We start from the raw sequence: 18,796 nt of genomic DNA on the forward strand, positions 1-18,796 counted from the left end.
AGAATCATAATTAAAATTCTAAAGTGGATGGGTATTTCGATAGCATCCATTCTTTTTTTAATGTTCATCATACCGATTTTATTTCCGGGAACAATCTCAGAACAAGTGAAAGTATTTGCCAATCAGCATCTTGCGGGAAAGCTGGATTATAAAAGGACACACCTTACCTTTTTCAGGCATTTTCCCTCACTTACGGTTTCCGTAGATGATTTTTTGCTGAAAGGGTCAAAGCCTTTTCAGGAAGATACTTTATTGTCAGCAAGGGAAGTCTCGGTAGGCATTAACCTGAAAAACCTGATTTTTGACCGACAGGTGAAGATCGATGAAATCTACGTTACCGATGCTTACGGAAATGTTTTTGTCAACAGCAAAGGACAGGCAAACTATAATGTCTATGTAGCAAAGCCTTCCCAAAAGCCGAAAGATACGACAGGCGCCGGAACATCCATTAAGTTGGATCTCATCAAACTTAAAAACTGGAATATTAAATACATCGACCATTCTGCGCGAGTTCTGGTAGACGCAAAAGGACTGAATTATACGGGAAAAGGCGGCCTGAGCGAAGATATTTTCGACCTTGAAACCGATCTGGATATCAATAAACTAGACTTTAGCCTTAACAGAATTTACTATGCCAAACAGAAAACCTTACATGCTGACCTTATCACAAGAATCAATACCAATGCGCTGACTTTTGTTCTCAGGAAAAACGAGTTGAGAATCAATGATCTTCCATTAAAGTTTACAGGTTTTTTAAGCATCCTTAAAGACGGATATAACCTTGATATTAAAGCCGCTTCGGAAAAAACAACCATTCGGGATATGATTTCCGTACTTCCACCACAGTATCTCGATTGGGCAAAGGATACGAAAATTGAAGGCAACAGCGATCTCTTCTTCAACCTGAAAGGCCGCTTCAGCGAACAGCAGAATCTGAAACCCCGGCTTAAAGCAAGGTTATTGGTGAGAGACGGTTTTGTTTCAAACGGAAAGGCGCCGGTTCCGATGAACCACCTGAATATGGATCTTAATGTCGATCTGCCTTCCCTTGATACGAATCAGCTGGCCATTGACCTTAAAAACCTGGGATTTGATCTTGGTCCGAAAAACAGTTTCAAGGCTGTGGTTAAAACCAAAGGTTTAAATGAGATGCAGATCAATGCTGATATAAAAGGTGCCGTTGATCTTCAGACCCTTGATCAGGCTTTGGGACTGAAAGATATTGATATCCGCGGTCTTATGGATACCAATATCAAAGCCAATGGAATTTTCAGTCTTGACAAGAAATTATTCCCCAAAACAAACGGCTATCTCAATCTCAAAAATGGCTGGCTGAAAACGAAATATTACCCGAATCCGATCCGGAATATTAATATTGCTGCAAACATCACCAATACCGACGGTACTTTCAAAAGTCTAGGCGTAAAGCTGAATCCATTCAGGTTTGATTTTGAAGGAAATCCTGTGTTTGTAAATGCTGATCTGCAGAATTTTGAAGATGTTTTGTATAAAGTAAGAGCAAAAGGTGTCTTGAATGTCGGCAGAATCTATCGTGTTTTTGCCAAAAAAGGATTTGATGTAAGCGGACTCATTATGGCAGATTTATCTTTAAACGGAAAACAGAGCTATGCCACGACCGGACAGTACAGTAAACTCGACAATAAAGGAAGTCTTATCTTAAAAAACATCAAAGCAACCACGGAATTTTTACCGAAATCTTTTTTTATTAAAGAAGGTAATTTCCGCTTTGAAAACGAAAAGATGTGGTTCAGGAAGTTTTTTGTCACTTATGGTAAATCTGATTTTGCTCTTAATGGCTACCTTCTCAATACCATCAATTATTTTATCGAGCGAAAAGGAACGCTTCACGGGAAATTCGGTTTAAACTCCAACTATGTTCTCATCGACGAATTTATGGCTCTTAAAAACGGCGACAATTCAAAAAAATCCATTGACGTAGAATATGCCAAAGTAGAAAATCCTAAAAGCAGTGGCGTAGTAATTATCCCGAAAAATCTCGATGTTTCGCTGCAGACTCATATTCGTAAAGTAGAATTTAAAGGATTAGCCTTAAATCATCTCAATGGTCAGGCTTCCGTAGATAAAGGCCAGGTTTATCTTAAAAATACTTCATTTGACATCATCGGAAGTAAAATGAATATTGACGCCAGATATCAGGACGAATCTCCGCTTACCGCCAATTATGATATTGCCCTTAAAGTGTTAGATTTTGATGTTCAGCGGGCTTACAAAGAAATCGATATGGTACGGGAAATGGCCACTGCCGCCAAAAACGTCAAAGGAATTGTATCCATTGATTATAAATTAAAAGGCGATTTCGATAAAAACATGAAGCCGATTTATCCTTCTCTTGAGGGCGGAGGTATCGTGAATCTGCGTGACGTTGAAGTTAAGAATTTAAAGATGCTTTCAGCAGTAGGAGATAATATCGGGGCAAAAGCATTCAACAATCCGGATATGAAGGGCGTTAATATAGAAACACATATTAAAAATAATCTTATTCATGTGGATAAATTCACGTTCAGGGTTTCTATTTTAAGGCCAAGCATCAGTGGAACGACCAGCTTCAACGGGTTGCTTGATCTCAGGGTGAGGATCGGGATTCTTCCGGGCGGGCTCATCGGCTTCCCGGTTGTGGTTACCGGAACTCATGAAAATCCTAAGATTAAAATTTTCAGTAAAAAAGGGCAGGGTATTCTGGATGCGGCTTATAACAGAAAGCTAAACAAAGTAATTCGCCAGGAAAGAAGGGCTGAGAAAAAAACAAAGAGACAGCAGCGTAAGGAAAAAGAAGCGCAGGAAGAAAAAGCAAAGAATGCCGAAAAGCAGATTACAAAAGATTTAAAGGAAAAATAAATGAGTCAGCTAAGTTTATTCGGTTCAGATGAATATTATGAATTTCCTGAAGAACTTCTGGAATATACCGAGCACTTTTTAGAACGGAAAGAAGCGGATGAACTACAGGAAAAACTTTTGCTTAAAGCTCCCTGGAAACAGACTTCAAGGAAAATGTATGATAAAATCGTGGTGACGCCACGTCTTACAGCCTGGTATGGTGACAGCAGCAAAATGTATCATCTCGGGAATAACGATTTTGTAGTCAATGAATGGTCCCCGGAATTATTGGCATTAAAGGAAAAGATCGAAGTATTCTCAGGTTATCAGTTTAATTCTGTTCTGCTTAATCTGTATCGTGACGGAAATGATTCCGTAGCCTGGCATCGTGACAAGGAGAGTGAATTGGGCAATCGGCCGGTAATTGCTTCCATCAGTTTGGGACAGGTAAGGAATTTTGATTTTAGAAAAGCTGATGACCATCAAAATAAATACAGCATTGCCCTGGGACATGGCTCACTGCTGATCATGAAAGGTGATCTACAGCTCCATTGGGAACACCGGATCGCAAAATCTTCGAAACTCATGAAACCGAGAATAAACCTCACCTTCAGGCTGATCCGCGAGATGTAAGAATTGATTTTCAGTAAATAAAAATAATTATTAATACCATAAATGTATAAAAAAATAATTATTAACAAAATTTGGCAAAGAAATTGTCTATTGATAACCAAAGTATTAAAAACATCAGCTATGAATATTTCTTATTACGATTTTAAAAATATGCCTAATCAGGATCAATTCAGCTTAGTGATGAATGAAGGACGCATAATGAACGAAAGAACCGTTAATACTCTGAAATATATTTTGTACGAAGTTTCCCATTTTACGGTGGAAATGATTTATAATATTCAGAAAGATAAAATTGAAGGCATTAATGTTTTTCAGAACAAAGGTGCTTATGCCATTTGAAAATGGACACAACAAATCGATATAAATGAGGAGCGGCTTTATTAAAAGTCGTTCTTTTTTTGTTTGAATTTAAATAAAAATGATTTTGAAATTGATGGGATAACTTAAATATAATATAAAATTAAAGTTGATTTAAAGTTGATTTTTGCATCATTCATAATGCCGGGGTTATAAAAACAAAAAATCCTCAGAAAACTGAGGATAAAAACTAATAACCATGAAAACTCAAATTAAACATGAGTATTAATTAGTATTAAAATATTATGCCATAAAAAGGATCAATAAAAATTTTTAATATAATTTAAGATATTTTAAGAAAAAATAATAATTTGAATCGTTGGCATGGTTTATTCTTTACACTTAAAAAATTATAATTTATATGGCACACAGAAATTTTATCAAGTCAGATTTTATTCTGGACGAAGCATCAAACCAGTATCAGATAGAGTTCCGTAAAGGAAACATAGGGGAAGGATCAAATCTTATCGTCGAAAAACTAAGTGATGATGGTAGCTACGAAACGATACAGGCTCAGATTAAGAGGCACAATGACAGTATTTTTATATGCTGGAGTGAACCCTTCAACGGGAGACTCATTTTTGAAGAATAATGACAGCCCCAATTTATTTGGGGTTTTTATTTGGTAACTAATAACTTGTGGTAAATGCTTGTGGCATAATAATAGGTTCGTTTTAGTAACAACCAAAACCAATTTGCAAAATGAAATCCAATAATGAAATCCAACAAAGTCTTAAAGGAAAAACCGTTGTCATAACAGGCGGAAGCAGTGGAGTAGGAAGAGCCGCTGCCGAAGCATTTGCGCTGGAAGGCTGCAATATCGTGGTCGCCGCAAGAGGTAAAGAGGCCCTGGATGAAACGGTTGCCCTGTGCCATGATCTTGGGGTGGCTGCCATGGCCGTACCTACCGATGTATCAATAGAAACCGATGTGCAGAATCTTGCCAATAAAGCATTACAATTCAACGGAAGAATCGATATATGGATCAACAATGCTGGAGTAATGGCAAGCGGAAAATTCGAGGAAATCCCGATGGATGTCAATGAGCAGGTTATCAAAACCAATCTTTTTGGGTATATGCATGGTGCTTACAGTGTTTTACCGATATTCAAAAGACAGGAGGATGGAGTACTGATCAATAATGTTTCCATAGGGGGCTTTATGCCGGCACCTTACAGTGCGGTCTATTCCGCGACGAAATTCGGGATCCGCGGGATGATGGAGTGTCTCCATGGTGAAATTTCCGATTTTCCGAACGTGTACATCTGCAATCTTTATCCACAGATACAGCGCTCTACGGGAAATATGCATTCGGCCAAGTTTTCAGGACTGGATTTTAAAATTCCGCCTTTTGCGGCCGATCCCAGAGATACAGCAGCTAAATTTGTCGAACTGGCAAAAAATCCGCAGAAAGATATGTTTCCGGATGTTACCTCACGAATCCTTACCGGAATGTATAAACTATTTCCAAAACCGGTCATTAACACGGCTTCTGCGGGCATGAGAATGATGATGAAGCTTAAAAATGCACCGTCAGATTCAGGAAATGTTCTGGAGCCTTCTTCCGGGCCGCACCGTATTTATGGAGAAACTATTTTACCTGTTCCTTCAAAAAAAACGAAATTGGCATTAATGGCCGGTTTAGGATTGGGACTTGCTTATATGTTCCTTAAAGTTAAATCTTCAGGAAGAGAGGAATAAATTCATCTGCATACTTCAGATGGTTATCAATATGAAAGTTTCGGGCAAATCTTTGATCTGCCCGAAACTTTTTTATGTCATGATTTTAAAAATTTACTGAATAAAATGTGTGTTATTGTATGCATAATTAATTTTAAACCTATACTTTTGTGGCAGTGAATGAGTTGATGGGAATTTAGAGGTAAGAACATTATTTAATCAATATAAAAATGATCAAAAAGCCTTTACACAATTTCCATATTCCCGTAATGGGATTAGCTTATACGATAGACAGTCCTATCCGTGTAGCGCAGTACGGAATTTCATCCGTAGTTTCTATAATCGATGATGAGATTATAGAGAAAATGAAAAATTTTTACAGTTCAAAATTCAACCTGAATTACAGCAGTATTTCCACGAGGGTTGAAGATTACCGTGCTAAAAGGATCACCGCTTATCTTGATATGCTGGATGATATCGTGAATGAAAAATTCGAAGCTTTTAAAGAAGAACTCTCAAAGAATAAAACGGCTTTGATGAATTTTATGGAAATGCTGCCGAATACTTCCGAACTGAAGGACGGATTACAGAATTTCCTCAGTCAGAAAGAAGGAATTACCTCTTCGATAAAATGTTTTATTGAAAAACATCTCTCCCCCGGCAACATCGATGTCAATATCATGACAAAAGTGGATAAGGACAATTTTAAAAATCATCAGCAACTGCCGGTGATCTACAATGATGCGCACGCTTCATTACGAGGATTTGCAAAAAGCAGGCTGTCTTCTTCCATGGTCCTTTCTGCAGGGATGAACCCCAGGCTGTATAGCTATATAGAAGAGTTTGACGATTTCTATCCGGATCAATACGGTCAGATTAAAAAGAAAATCATACTGAAAGTAAGCGATTTCCGCTCTGCGATGATACAGGGGAATTTTTTGGCTAAAAAAGGACTTTGGGTATCGGAATACCGCATCGAATCCGGGCTAAACTGCGGCGGGCATGCTTTTGCTACGGAAGGTCTTCTGCTGGGACCCATCCTGGAAGAATTTAAAATTAAAAAAAATGAGCTTGTAGAATCTTCCCATGTACTGATGAAAAAAGCACTGGAGCAGAAAGGAAGATATACCGTTTCAGAACCCCTGGAAATGAAAATCACCGTGCAGGGTGGAGTAGGAACGGCAGAAGAGCATGAATTCCTTCTCCATACCTACGAAGTCGACAGTATCGGCTGGGGATCTCCTTTTCTGCTCGTCCCGGAAGCGACCTCTGTAGATCAAGGAACAAGAAAACTTCTTCAGGAATCGAAGGAAAAAGATTTTTACATCAGCAATCTTTCGCCGCTCGGCGTACCTTTCAATACGGTTAAAGGATCGTCCAACGAAATCATCAGACATCAGAAGCAAGCGAAAAACCGTTACGGAAGTTCGTGTCCGAAAAAATTGCTGGCACTAAGTAAAGAATATTCACCGGAAGGGACCTGCACAGCGTCAAAGAAATACCAGGACCTCAAATTACAGGATCTTGAAGCTGAAAGAGCCACGATCTCACCTGAATTATATGAAAAGAGAAAAGAAAAAATTTTCGAAAAAGCCTGTCTTTGTGTAGGACTGGTAAATGCTGCCTATCTAGAAAACGGATTGGAGATCAAAGGTGAAAAACAGGGGGTTGTGATTTGTCCCGGCCCGAATCTGGCTTATTTTGATAAGGAGATATCACTTTCTGAGATGGTGAGGCATATTTATGGCAGTGCGAATGTTATTTCTCATAAAAGCAGGCCTAATATGTTCATCAACGAAATGAAGATGTATATCGATTATCTAAAAAATGAAATTGAAGAATTCTGCGGAAATGTCACCGCCGGCCAGATCAAAAAATGGAAAAATTTTAAAGAAAACCTTCTGCAGGGCATCAGTTACTATGAAAATCTGCTTCAGAAGACTGATTTTTTTAGAAATGACCTTAATATCAAATGTTACCTCCAGCACGGTAAATTGTTAGTTTCAAATATCGAAATTCCTGAAAAATAAATTATTAAAGCAACCTTCATTAACCGATGAAGGTTTTTTTGTGATTATTTTATCCTTATTAAAATAGAAAAACATTACTTATATTTGAGTGATTGTCATTATTTAAGCAACCATGAAAATAATTATCACTTTTTTACTGTTAATGTCCGGATTTCTTTTGTCTCAGAATCAAAGGTTTGTATATGAATATACCTTCAAATCAGATTCCCTGAATAAAGATTATGTTCAGAAGGATATAATGAATCTCGATGTTTCCCGAGAAGGATCGCATTTTTACAGTGATTTACTGATTTCAAGAGATTCTCTTTTTAAGGCCCAGATCGAAAAAGGAAAAGCTTCAGATTTTGTTGAAATTGATCTCAGAAAACTCAGGCAGCCGGTTGCAAAGTTCAGGGTTTCAAAAACTTATCCCGGATTTGAGACTGTATTTCACAGCGTCGTTAACGCCAGTAATCTGGCCGTGAAAGAACTTCACAAAATGAACTGGACGATTCTTCCCGATATCGAAAACATAAAAGGCTTTAAAGCCCAGAAAGCCACTACGAATTTTGGAGGAAGAAATTGGGTGGCATGGTTTACCCATGAGATTCAGATCCAGGACGGACCTTATAAATTCCATGGTTTGCCAGGTTTAATTTTACATATCGAAGATGAAGCGAAAACTCATATTTTTACCCTTGCCGGAAGCCAAAAACTCGATCAGCAGCCATTATTGACGGCGTTTAAAGCAAATGAGATTTCCGTTACCAAAGAGAGGTTTAATGAGCTTTGGAATGAATATAAAAAAGATCCTGCCAAAAATATCAAAATCATGCATGGAAACTCCGAAATGTCTCAAACTTTATTTTATGATTCAAATACAGGAAATCCGCTTACCAAAATGGAACTCATCAGGAATAAAGAAAACCGTGCAAAAGAGTTTTTTAAGAGATTTAATAATTTTATAGAAAAAGATCTATACCGCTAGGATAAAATGCCGATAATTATACTGATGTAATTTATAAATTTGTATATATGAATGCGAAACTTGATACGATAATGCTTTATGTTCAGAATATTAAAGCACTCCGGGATTTTTATGTTGAAAATTTCAGCCTGACCGTTATTGAGGAAGATGAGGTCTGGGTATTATTAAATGCCGGACCTTTAAATATTGCCTTTCATAAAATTGGAGAACATTTTTTAAATACAATGCAGCCAAACCATAAATTTGACAATAACACCAAACTTATCTTTGAGATAGACACCGATATCGAAACGGCACGAAACGAATTTATGGCAAAAAACATCGAAATGAGGGCAATCAAAACCTTCGAAAATTATGACTACTGGCTCTGCGACGGAACTGATCCTGAAGGAAATGTATTCCAGTTAAAAAAACGAAAATCATTCTAAAATTCAAGGGTTACAAAAAACGGGTTATCCGGAAAAACAGAGTTCCGTACCCGCTCTCTGTATCATGATTGTTACCCAAATTTCTTTTTTGCCTCCTCACTGACGGGAGTGAAAAAATTGATAAGATTCCCATCCGGATCCCGGAATAACAGTGAGCGGTTTCCCCAAGGCATGGTGGTTGGCTCCTGAACGATTTCCGAGGTCAGATTTTTAATTCTTTCATAACACTCATCTACATTCTCTACCAGAAACTCGATGATGATGCTTCTATTAGCTTCAGGAGCAGCAATGCCTTCCCCAAAAAAAGCCAGTGTCCGTGTGCTGCCGATGGCCAGCGTAAAATTGCCTGATTTTATCTCGGCGAAGTCATCTGTAGACCAATTGGCCGTTGTTTCTGTCGCCTGTTCAAAGAATGAGACTAATCTCTTAATATCAGCTGTTATGATTCTTAATGATACCAAATTTACCTTATCCATGTTCTATTGATTGATGTTAACGGTACAAAGGTAAAGAGGCAGTATGACAACTATCTGTCAGCAGTAGAAATATTTCTTTTGAATTTTACGTATTTCTCTACAGATCATTCTCTAAAATCTTAAGCAGTTCAGTCTGTTGCATTACATCGTTTTTACTGTTTATCAGATTATAATTGGCTTGCAGCCAGTTGTTTCTGACCAAAAAGAATGTATAAGCATCCATCAGCCCTTCTTTATATTTTTCTTCCGACTTCTGAAATGACAATCTTTGATTTTCAAAATTGGCCTCCAAAAGATTATATTTTTCCTGTGCATTGAGAAACTGCGCCTTGATGGAATTAATGCTTTTGGTTAAATCATTAACGATGATGTCTTTATTATAGTTGGAATTGATGACATTCAGCCTGGCGATTTCGATATTGTTTTTCACCTGTAATTTATTGAAAACCGGAATATTAAGTCCGAACGATAACTGCTGGTTTTTGTTGAGTTTCAATTGCTCCGAAAAGTCGGTCGCAGGCTGTCCTAAAATTTTATTGTAAAAACTTGACCATGTGTAAGATCCGTTTAGTGTAGGCAAGTATCCTGACTGGGCAATGGCTACATTTTTCTGTTGGGCCTGAATTTCTTTTAAAACCGCTTTATAAGCAGGATTTTTTTCTAAAAGTCTCTGCACAAAATTACCGTCATTGAAATTTGAATCCATAAGATGTTCTTCATTCATGGTAAATTCAAGGGTATCTTTGGTGATGGCTAATGCATTCAGAAGATTGATTTTAGACAGATCTTTAAGATTTTTTGCTGAAACCAGCTGTTCCTGCATGGTTCCGAGATTGGCTTTGATGTCATAAATATCACTTTTCGGGCGGCTGCCTATTTCCACCTCTTTCTCAGTACGCCTGATCTGGTCTTCAATCCCGGAGATCTGGGTTTGCAGGACCTCAAGCCAGCTTTTACTGTTCTGGTATGTGAAAAACATCATGACTACGTTCATTTTAACCTCATTCTGAGCCAGCTTCATTTTGTAAACCGAACTTTCCTTATTGATTTTCGAAAGGGAGATGGTAAGGTAGTTTTTCCAGTTCATCAGTTCCCAGCTGGCCTGGGCGTAAATCTGATCATATTGCGTGTTGATGGCTTCCCTCTGGTTGGTGTTCTGGTTGATAGAAGATCCGAAACCATAGTTGTGGCTGGCCCCGGCATTTACGGAAGGAAGCAGCATTCCTTTGGCAGCGGAAATCTCCCTCTCGCTTTTCTTTATATTTACGGTAGACTGAAGTACTAACGGATGATTCGCAGAAGCGTAATCCAGGCATTGTTCCAGGGTCCAGCTTTCCTGCGCCGGAAGAAGATTAATGAATAATATGAAGAATAGTTTTTTCATAATTGTTTGTTGTTTGTCGGTTGACGGTTATTTGTTGCCAGTTGATCAGTTCATCAAATCACAACAATCAGCCAACGACCAATTATTCGTATTTAAGGTATTTAACAAGATTGATTTTTGTGGCGCGATAAGCTTTGAAACTCACAACTACAAAAGTGAGGATGAGTAATAGAAACATGCTCAGAACATACGGCCAGACCGGCATACCGATTCTGTACGAGAAATCTTTCAGCCACTCACTCATCGCATAATAGCCAAACGGCATACTGATGAAAACCGCAATGATACAGATCAGAAGGAATCTTTTCGTCAGATCCCAGATAATGGTTTTCTCATCGGCTCCTAAGGTTTTTTTGATGGCCACATCCTTTAATTTTTGATCAATCAGCAAAGATGATAGCGCGAATAAACCTAACAGTGCAATCACAAGAACAACCACATTTAGGGTTGTGAATAAGGCCTGTTGTTTTTCAAATTTCTCAAAGGTTTTGGCAAACTGTTTATTCACAAACTCAAATTCATAAGGATAGCCGGGTTCTGCTTTGGTGGTCCAGAATTCTTTAATGCGCTCCAAGGTTCCGTTGATATCGTTTTGGGAGATTTTAATCTGCAGGTTGCTCATATTGTTCTTCACCCAGTTTCTGTCGTAGTTGAAATATACAATAGGCTGCACAGGTTTGTCTACCCCTTCGTAATAAACATCCTTTACCACACCAAGGATTTTATATTTTTTCTTACCGTCCCAACCGGTGAAAAATTCTTTTCCCAAGGCTGTTTTCGGATTGTACCCCAATTTTCCCGCAAAGGTTTCGTTGACCACGGTTCCGTTAATCGTATCGGAAGCTTTTTTCCAATCCAGATCGCGTCCGGAAACAAATTTCACTTTGTAGAATTTCAGAAAATTCTCGTCTATGCCGCCCAGCATTGTCTGAATGGTTTTAGTGGTATCTGTCGACAGTTTTACGACCGAACCGTTCGCAGTGCCATAACCTATCGTATTGACAGAGCCTGTAACATCGGTCACACCAGGGATTCTTGCCAGCTCTGCTTTCAGTCTTTTATATTTGTTGACATTGAAATTATTTTCCCAGTTGGCTTTTTTGAAATAAATCTGAATTGCCTGGTCACCTTTGAATCCTAAATCCTTATTCATCATATAACTGACCTGTAAATGGATAATAAGTGAACAAATAATGAAAAATGACGAAATGATCAGCTGCAAAGTCAGGATAAAGTTTCTCAGTAATACACCACTTCTGCTTCTGGCAAAATTTCCTTTAAGGGTAGTGATCGGTTTAAAATTGGAAAGGTAAATCGCCGGAATAAGTCCTGCCATCAACGCAAATACGATCAGTAATAATCCTGAATAAATGAATACTTTCGGGTCATTCAGCGTAATTTTCTTACCGAGAAATTTATTGAAAGACGGCAAAAATAATTCAACCATGGCAAAGGCAACGATGTATGAAGCTAAACAAATCATAAAAGTTTCCAGCAAAAACTGTAATACCAGTTTCGGTTTTGAGCTTCCGATAACTTTTCTCACATCTACTTCTTTGGCTCTTTGCGAGGCCTGGGCGGTTTTAAGGTTTATTAAATTGATTCCCGACAAAACTAAAATCAGGACTGATAATCCCAGCAGAATCATGATGGATTTTTTGTCGCCTTTGCTGATGCCGTTACTTTTCGCATCCAGTTTCATTGTACTTGCCGGAGTGAGATAAACCGTGGTCGGATTATTTTTATCCAGAGTATAACCCCATTGTTTGGCCGACATTTCATCCTGCTCACGCATCATTTTAGACATTTTGTTTTCCAGAGCTTTAATATCCGTACCTGGTTTAAGTTTGAAGAAACCATTGTAATTATAGTTCGTCCACTTATCTTTAGACTGCTCCAGATAAGGGTTTTTGTATATAAAATCCGGCTGGAAAACCGTGTTGCCTTCGGGAAGTTTATAAATGGCGGAAACTACATATTCCTGATCGTTCGAATCACTTTTTACGGTTTTACCGATAGCATTGAGATAATCGTCGCCAAAAAGCAGCCGGGCGGTTTCGTCTGACAGAGCAATTTTTCCGTTGTCTGATAAGGCATTTTTAAAATTTCCCGCAACTTTTTCAAAAGGGAACAATCTCAGAAAAGAGTTTACCGTAGCCGAGCCTAAAACGTAAGCTGAAGCGTTGCCGACGCTCAGTTTCTGTTTTCCCCAGTCATTGTAGATCGCGGCATCCTCAATCTCGGAAAATTTATCTTTAGAAACAAAAATTTCAGGATAGCTGGAGACGGCCATCATTCCGAAATCCCCGGTTTTGTTTTCCACCAGGTAAATATTGTCTTTATCGGGCATCCATTGTTCATAAGACTTTTCGTCCTGCCAATGAATAAATATCAACAGAAATACACACAATCCCACACTCAGTCCCAAAATATTGATGATGGTGGAAAGCCAGTTTTTTCTGTAATTGATGAATGCTATTTTGAGCCAGTTTTTTAACATAGTTGTTAGATTTTAGTTGAGGGTTGCCGGTTTTTCGTTGATAAAACACTTCCGGCACCATCAACAAATTTTTACTCGTATTTGAGATATTTCACAAGATTCACTTTGGTGGCCTGATAAGCTTTAATACTTACCACGGCAAAAGTGAGAATCAATAATGAAATCAAGCTCAGAATGAATGGGAAAACCGGCATATCGATTCGGTAAGCGAAGTCTTTCAGCCACTCGTTCATCAGATAATAACTAATGGGAATACTGATTAAAACAGCGATCAAAGTAATCCAGAGGAATTGTTTGGTTAAACCCAGAATCAATGCTCCGTCTGATGCGCCCAGCGTTTTTCTGATCGCGACATCTTTAAGTTTCTGTTCAATCATTAATGAAGACAAGGCGAATAATCCTAATAAAGCTACCATCAAAACCATGGCGTTCAGAATAGTGAATAAAGTCTGTTGTTTCTGATATACCTCAAACGTTTTTGCAAATTGTTTGTCGACGAAATATGACTCAAACGGATAGCCGGGTTCTACATTGCTTTCCCAGTATTTTTTAATTCTTTTTACGGTGGCCGGTATATCATCCGCTTTTAGTTTCAGCTGGATATTGTATACATTGTATCTTTTCCAGCTTGTGGCACGGTAATGGAAAAAAATCATCGGTTCCACTTCGGATTTTAAGCTTTTAACGTTAAAATCTTTTACAATTCCTACAATTTTGTATGATTTATCATCAAAACCAGGACGGAATTCATTTTTTAAGGCCTGCTCATCAGTCCAACCGAACTGTTTCACAAAAGTTTCATTCACAAGGACATTATTAATGGTATCGGAAGCTAATTTAGGATTCAGCCATCGTCCTTTGAGGAGCTTAACGCCCATAAACTGTAGGTAATCATAATCCATGGATCCGTGCTGTGCGTAAATGGTTTTGTCCATATAATCCATATTTGAATTGCTGTAACGGTAGCTTCCGGCAACAGCTTCCCCGTAGGAAACGGCCTCAACACCTTGTATTTTACGCATTTCGTTTTTAATGCGTTCATATTTAAGCCATGGCTGAGGGCTGTTTTCGCTGAAAGAAACCAGAAAAACCTGTTTCCCATTGAAGCCCAGATCTTTACTCATCATATGTTTTACCTGGGAATTTACAATAAGCCCTCCTATGATGAAGAAAGATGAAATAACGAGCTGCAGGATCAGAATTCCGTTTCTGAGCCAGACTCCGTGTCTGCTTCTGGCAAAATTTCCTTTCAGAGTTTCAATGGCTTTGAAGTTTGCCAGGTAAGCGGCGGGGATGAGGCCGGAAATCAGCGTAACCGCCAAAACCATTGTTAACGAGTAGAAGTAGACCTGCCAGTCGTTCATTACGATTTCTTTGTCAAAAAATTTATTGAAGCTTGGTAAAAGAAGCTCCGTCAATGCCAGTGACAAAATATAAGCGGCAAAACAAATTAAAAAAGTTTCCAGTAAAAATTGCATTACGAGCTTAGACCTTGTGCTTCCGATTGCTTTTCTTACCCCGATTTCTTTGGCACGCTGGGAAGCCTGTGCTGTTTTAAGATTGATAAAATTGATGGCAGACAAAATCACAATCAGTACCGAAAGGCCAAAGAGGATCATCATGGTTTTAAAATCTCCGGTTCCGAACCAATAGGCTTTTCCGTGAAGTTTCATTTGATCCAGCGGGGTAAGTAAACTTCCCCTGGGACCGTACATGTCAAGATATTTTTCAGGAGTAACTCCTGCCCCCTGTGCATTGATTTTCGCGCGATACATAAAAATATCTTTCAGTAATTTTTCCTGAACTGCTTTTGTATCTGCATTTTTATCCAGCATAAAGAAGCATCCGTAGTTAAAATTACCCCACGCTTCCTTATCATTTTTCAATTGGTCATAAGGCAGCATAACGAATTCCGGTTTTATTACACTGTTTCCTTTCGGCAGCTCGTAGACCGCAGTAACAATATAATTTTTATTATCGAATTTCACATTTTCCCCCACAACATTCGTGTTACCGAAGAGGTTTTTGGCCGCTTTGGTAGAAAGTGCAATCGAATTTTCATTTTTTAAAGCATCTTTAAAGCTTCCTGCTGCAAGTTTGAATGGAAAAAAGTTGAAAAAGTTATAAGAAGCGGTCATTCCTTCTTTCTGATAGACCGTTTTTTTCTTGGTCGTCATTTTAAAACCCATTCCTGATCCACTGAACAAAACATAATCTTTAATTTCCGGAATAATCTTCACCGCACGCTCGGCGATAGGATAGGAAATACTTGGGCTATAGGTATTGTCTTTTATATTATGCTGCTGGAAAGCATAAATCTGATCTTTCTTCGGATTCCATTTTTCGTAGGATTCTTCGTCGTTCCAGTGCATCAGAATGAGCATAAATCCTGTCAATCCAATGGTCAGTCCAAACAGGTTGATAAGGGTGGAGAGCCAGTTCTTTTTATAGTTGATGAAGGCGATTTTGAGCCAGTTGTTTAGCATAATTGATAGTTTTGGGTTGAGGGTTGAAAGTTGTCGGCTTACGGATTTAAAACCATAAGTTTTGAAATAATACTTCTGTTAGCTGATTTTCCATCAACTAACAACCGGCAACTAACAACAAGTTTTTTACTCAAAGTTTTTTGCATCTGCTTTTTCGAAAACGTCTTTTCTCTGGGAAGAATGTTCTTCGGAGAAGATCTCGCCGTCTTTCATATTCACGATTCGGGAAGCATATCCTGCATCGTAAGAAGAGTGCGTTACCATTGCAATCGTGGAACCTTCGCGGTGAAGTTCTGCAAGTAAATTCATTACCTCGTTTCCGTTGGAACTGTCGAGATTTCCGGTCGGCTCATCGGCAAGAATCAATTTAGGCCGGGTCACTAATGCCCTCGCTACGGCCGCTCTCTGTTGCTGGCCTCCGGAAAGTTGCTGCGGATAATGCTTGGCTCTGTGCGCAATATTGATTTTATCCATGATTTCTTCCACTCGTTTTTTTCTTTCTGAGGAAGAAACACCGTTGTAGATCAATGGAAGTTCGATATTTTCGTAGACGGTCAGTTCGTCGATCAGATTGAAATTCTGAAAGATGAAACCGATGTTTTTCTTTCTGATATCCGATTTTTTCTTTTCGGAAATTCCGATCGTTTCCACGGATTCAAATTTATATGAGCCTGAAGAAGCGCTGTCTAACAAACCAAGAATATTGAGGAATGTGGATTTTCCGCATCCTGAAGGCCCCATGATTGCTACGAATTCGCCTTCTTTGATTTGCATACTCACATTATTTAGTGCATTGGTCTGAACATCTTCGGTTTTATAGATTTTTGAAAGATTTGTAATATGTATCATTTTTAATGTAGTTTAAATTAATTAGTTAAAATGTATGGTTATAGGGCTTAGGAAATTCTCTGCCAATTATCTTTTATCATTCATCATTTATCTCTAAAGCATATCAATCGTTCCGCCTGAATCCCGTTTTGCCGTAAATTTAATGCCTGACAATGTTTTATAGCGGATGGCCGCCATAGAACTTGCCGTAGCGACCAGCTGTTTTGAAACACCCAAAGTTACGGATGAAGCCGATTCTGCTCTTACAGTGGCTATAGAAATATTGGTTTTGGCAGCCATGATTTTTGAAGCTTCTTCCGCTGAAATAGTGGCAATCCCGATTTTCCCCCGGATATCAATTGAGCTTCCGGATTGTGCATTAAGTAATAGATTATCCGTATTTAAATTTCCCATGAAGGCACCGCCGGATTCTGTACGGATCGAAATATTCTTAGCATTAGAATCTCCGAATATTTTCCCACCGCTTTCCGTGCTGAATTTCTGAATACCAAATGTATTTTTTATTTTCACGACTGATCCTGTACTTACGTTCACGGATTTTACATCCTTTGCAAAGATGACAATTTTCGTGTCCACATTTTTCAGCGACTGGCTTCTTTTATAGCCGATATGAAGCGTATTGTTTTTTACGCTGATCTCAACAAACTGCATGTAATTGCTTGTGATGACCGCTTTTTCTTCGTTGGACTTCACCACTTCCACATTAAAGATCATATCGGAATCGATATTTTCAAAGTGAGTAAGCGGGATAGTTTTCGTTTCTGTGAAATAATGACCTATCGTCTTTGCTTTCAGGGCCGTAAGGGATGTGATAAGGCTGATGATCATGGTCAGTACTAGTAATAATAATTTTTGCATAGTTATATTTTTTTATTTTATTTTTGAATATCAAGAATTTCATATTTTTTCAGCTCGGAATAATCTGAGGTAATCACCGATTCGCCAGGTTTCAGCCCCGAAATTACTTCGTAAAACTGGGGATTTTCTCTTCCCAGGCTGATGTTTCGTTTTTCGGCTTTGTTGCCCTTAACCACGAAAATCCATTTTCCATTGGTATCCTTACTGAAATTGCCTTTCGGAATCATCATACTTTGGGTGTCGGCCGATAATTTCAGTTTCACGCCAAAGGTCATTCCTATTTTTAAATTTTCAATTTTTGCATCAATGAAATTCAGCTCTACCGAAAACTGTCCGTCTTTTACTTCCGGAAGGATCTTGGAGATGATCACTTCATATTCTTTCCCGTTATTGTCTAATGTACCTTTGATGCCCACTGTTAATTTATTGATATAATATTCATCCACTTTCGCAATCAGTTTATAGCCGCCCATCAGATCGATTTTACCGATGCTTTCGCCCGAAGTTAAATTTTGTCCGAGAGAAATATTAAAGGATGACAATCGTCCCGAAGCAGGCGACATAATCAGGAAATTGTTTTTGTTTGAACGGAGAATGTTTAAACTTTTTTCCATCTGGCTGATCGAATTATTAATCGCGGCAAACTGTGAATTTCTTGATGTTTTTTCGTTGGAAGCTCCTTTCTCAACGATCGATTTTCTCTGTTTCTGGTAATTCAGATTCTGAAGTGCCACGTCATAATCTGTCTTCTTCCCGATTTCCGCATCGTATAATCTTTTCTGAAGATTGAAAGTCTGCAAAGCCGTATTGTAATCATTCTGAGACTGCAGCAATTCCTTATCCTGACTGAATTCCTGGTTTTTCAGTTCCAGCAGTGAACTTCTCATCTGGCTGATCTGCTGCATGATTCCCGTTTCCTGGTTCAGGTAATTGAATTCCGTATTCGGGTTGTACACTCTTGCAATCGGCTGTCCCTTTGTCAGCATTTGCCCGTCTTCCGCAAAGATTTCTTTTACGGCACCGCCTTCGAGAACATTCACTAGAGAAGAATTAAGTGACTGTGTCTGTGCGGTGACCATCAGCATATCTTCAAATTTACCTTTTGTCACTTCATCAATCGTAATGTCTTCAGACTTGACATTATACGTTTTTTTCTGATTGAGAAAATACCATCCGAAAACGGAAACGGCCAAAATGCCGGCAACAACAATGAAGATAAATTTCAGTTTGGATTTCTTTTTTACTATTTTCGTATCCATATTTAAGATTAACTCTTTTACTTACAGATTATT

15 protein-coding genes are annotated in these 18,796 nt (G+C 38.5%); 8 read left to right on the forward strand and 7 right to left on the reverse strand.

Annotated elements, in window-relative coordinates; translation table 11 throughout:
• The first annotated feature begins 27 nt into the window (after positions 1–27).
• The 8 genes from AC0N32_RS05605 (at position 28) to AC0N32_RS05640 (ending at position 8,951) form a co-directional block, all read left to right on the forward strand.
• The gene (locus AC0N32_RS05605) at positions 28–2,877 is read left to right on the forward strand and encodes an AsmA family protein (protein ID WP_476392880.1); all 2,850 of its coding nucleotides are present in this window, start codon (positions 28–30) and stop codon (positions 2,875–2,877) included.
• Positions 2,878–3,489, forward strand: coding sequence for an alpha-ketoglutarate-dependent dioxygenase AlkB family protein (locus AC0N32_RS05610; protein ID WP_476392881.1), 612 nt, complete (start codon positions 2,878–2,880; stop codon positions 3,487–3,489).
• 120 nt (positions 3,490–3,609) lie between these two features.
• Positions 3,610–3,828 (forward strand): hypothetical protein, encoded by a 219-nt coding sequence (locus tag AC0N32_RS05615; RefSeq protein ID WP_476392882.1) that lies wholly within the window; start codon positions 3,610–3,612, stop codon positions 3,826–3,828.
• A gap of 379 nt (positions 3,829–4,207) precedes the next feature.
• Positions 4,208–4,438 carry a glutathione synthase gene (locus AC0N32_RS05620; protein ID WP_476392883.1) on the forward strand — a complete coding sequence of 77 codons (231 nt, stop codon included), beginning with the start codon at positions 4,208–4,210 and terminating at the stop codon, positions 4,436–4,438.
• A 110-nt stretch (positions 4,439–4,548) separates the two neighbouring features.
• Positions 4,549–5,547: an SDR family oxidoreductase gene (locus AC0N32_RS05625; RefSeq protein WP_476392884.1), complete on the forward strand. Its 999-nt coding sequence runs from the start codon at positions 4,549–4,551 to the stop codon at positions 5,545–5,547.
• A gap of 209 nt (positions 5,548–5,756) precedes the next feature.
• Positions 5,757–7,556, forward strand: a complete 1,800-nt coding sequence (locus tag AC0N32_RS05630; RefSeq protein WP_476392885.1) for a hypothetical protein — start codon at positions 5,757–5,759, stop codon at positions 7,554–7,556.
• A 112-nt stretch (positions 7,557–7,668) separates the two neighbouring features.
• Positions 7,669–8,523: a GLPGLI family protein gene (locus AC0N32_RS05635; RefSeq protein ID WP_476392886.1), complete on the forward strand. Its 855-nt coding sequence runs from the start codon at positions 7,669–7,671 to the stop codon at positions 8,521–8,523.
• A gap of 47 nt (positions 8,524–8,570) precedes the next feature.
• Entirely contained in the window at positions 8,571–8,951 is a 381-nt protein-coding gene (locus AC0N32_RS05640) for a VOC family protein (protein WP_476392887.1), read from the forward strand.
• A gap of 71 nt (positions 8,952–9,022) precedes the next feature.
• Here the strand turns inward: AC0N32_RS05640 and AC0N32_RS05645 are convergent, their stop codons facing one another.
• The 7 genes from AC0N32_RS05645 to AC0N32_RS05675 all read right to left on the reverse strand — a co-directional run bounded on the left by AC0N32_RS05645 (position 9,023) and on the right by AC0N32_RS05675 (position 18,763).
• On the reverse strand, positions 9,023–9,427 hold the full coding sequence (locus AC0N32_RS05645; protein ID WP_476392888.1) for a VOC family protein: 405 nt from the start codon (positions 9,425–9,427) through the stop codon (positions 9,023–9,025).
• Between the two features lie 97 nt (positions 9,428–9,524).
• Entirely contained in the window at positions 9,525–10,811 is a 1,287-nt protein-coding gene (locus AC0N32_RS05650; protein ID WP_476392889.1) for a TolC family protein, read from the reverse strand.
• A gap of 82 nt (positions 10,812–10,893) precedes the next feature.
• Positions 10,894–13,311 carry an ABC transporter permease gene (locus tag AC0N32_RS05655; protein ID WP_476392890.1) on the reverse strand — a complete coding sequence of 806 codons (2,418 nt, stop codon included), beginning with the start codon at positions 13,309–13,311 and terminating at the stop codon, positions 10,894–10,896.
• A 71-nt stretch (positions 13,312–13,382) separates the two neighbouring features.
• A complete protein-coding gene (locus AC0N32_RS05660; protein ID WP_476392891.1) occupies positions 13,383–15,797 on the reverse strand; it encodes an ABC transporter permease in 2,415 nt (804 codons plus the stop codon).
• Positions 15,798–15,923: 126 nt separating this feature from the next.
• Complete coding sequence (locus AC0N32_RS05665; RefSeq protein ID WP_476392892.1) at positions 15,924–16,646, reverse strand: ABC transporter ATP-binding protein; 723 nt, start codon at positions 16,644–16,646, stop codon at positions 15,924–15,926.
• A 93-nt stretch (positions 16,647–16,739) separates the two neighbouring features.
• Entirely contained in the window at positions 16,740–17,504 is a 765-nt protein-coding gene (locus AC0N32_RS05670) for a GIN domain-containing protein (RefSeq protein WP_476392893.1), read from the reverse strand.
• A 17-nt stretch (positions 17,505–17,521) separates the two neighbouring features.
• A complete protein-coding gene (locus tag AC0N32_RS05675) occupies positions 17,522–18,763 on the reverse strand; it encodes an efflux RND transporter periplasmic adaptor subunit (protein ID WP_476392894.1) in 1,242 nt (413 codons plus the stop codon).
• Between the last annotated feature and the right edge of the window lie 33 nt (positions 18,764–18,796).

This window comes from Chryseobacterium endophyticum, assembly GCF_056333165.1.

What these genes read in the sequence shown, in the direction of transcription:
- AC0N32_RS05675 (WP_476392894.1), bottom strand. Translation starts at nt 18,763, where the DNA reads ATGGATACGAAAATAGTAAAAAAGAAATCCAAACTGAAATTTATCTTC.
- AC0N32_RS05605 (WP_476392880.1), top strand. Translation starts at nt 28, where the DNA reads ATGGGTATTTCGATAGCATCCATTCTTTTTTTAATGTTCATCATACCG.
- AC0N32_RS05665 (WP_476392892.1), bottom strand. Translation starts at nt 16,646, where the DNA reads ATGATACATATTACAAATCTTTCAAAAATCTATAAAACCGAAGATGTT.
- AC0N32_RS05610 (WP_476392881.1), top strand. Translation starts at nt 2,878, where the DNA reads ATGAGTCAGCTAAGTTTATTCGGTTCAGATGAATATTATGAATTTCCT.
- AC0N32_RS05645 (WP_476392888.1), bottom strand. Translation starts at nt 9,427, where the DNA reads ATGGATAAGGTAAATTTGGTATCATTAAGAATCATAACAGCTGATATT.
- AC0N32_RS05625 (WP_476392884.1), top strand. Translation starts at nt 4,549, where the DNA reads ATGAAATCCAATAATGAAATCCAACAAAGTCTTAAAGGAAAAACCGTT.
- AC0N32_RS05670 (WP_476392893.1), bottom strand. Translation starts at nt 17,504, where the DNA reads ATGCAAAAATTATTATTACTAGTACTGACCATGATCATCAGCCTTATC.
- AC0N32_RS05635 (WP_476392886.1), top strand. Translation starts at nt 7,669, where the DNA reads ATGAAAATAATTATCACTTTTTTACTGTTAATGTCCGGATTTCTTTTG.
- AC0N32_RS05620 (WP_476392883.1), top strand. Translation starts at nt 4,208, where the DNA reads ATGGCACACAGAAATTTTATCAAGTCAGATTTTATTCTGGACGAAGCA.
- AC0N32_RS05615 (WP_476392882.1), top strand. Translation starts at nt 3,610, where the DNA reads ATGAATATTTCTTATTACGATTTTAAAAATATGCCTAATCAGGATCAA.
- AC0N32_RS05630 (WP_476392885.1), top strand. Translation starts at nt 5,757, where the DNA reads ATGATCAAAAAGCCTTTACACAATTTCCATATTCCCGTAATGGGATTA.
- AC0N32_RS05655 (WP_476392890.1), bottom strand. Translation starts at nt 13,311, where the DNA reads ATGTTAAAAAACTGGCTCAAAATAGCATTCATCAATTACAGAAAAAAC.
- AC0N32_RS05650 (WP_476392889.1), bottom strand. Translation starts at nt 10,811, where the DNA reads ATGAAAAAACTATTCTTCATATTATTCATTAATCTTCTTCCGGCGCAG.
- AC0N32_RS05660 (WP_476392891.1), bottom strand. Translation starts at nt 15,797, where the DNA reads ATGCTAAACAACTGGCTCAAAATCGCCTTCATCAACTATAAAAAGAAC.
- AC0N32_RS05640 (WP_476392887.1), top strand. Translation starts at nt 8,571, where the DNA reads ATGAATGCGAAACTTGATACGATAATGCTTTATGTTCAGAATATTAAA.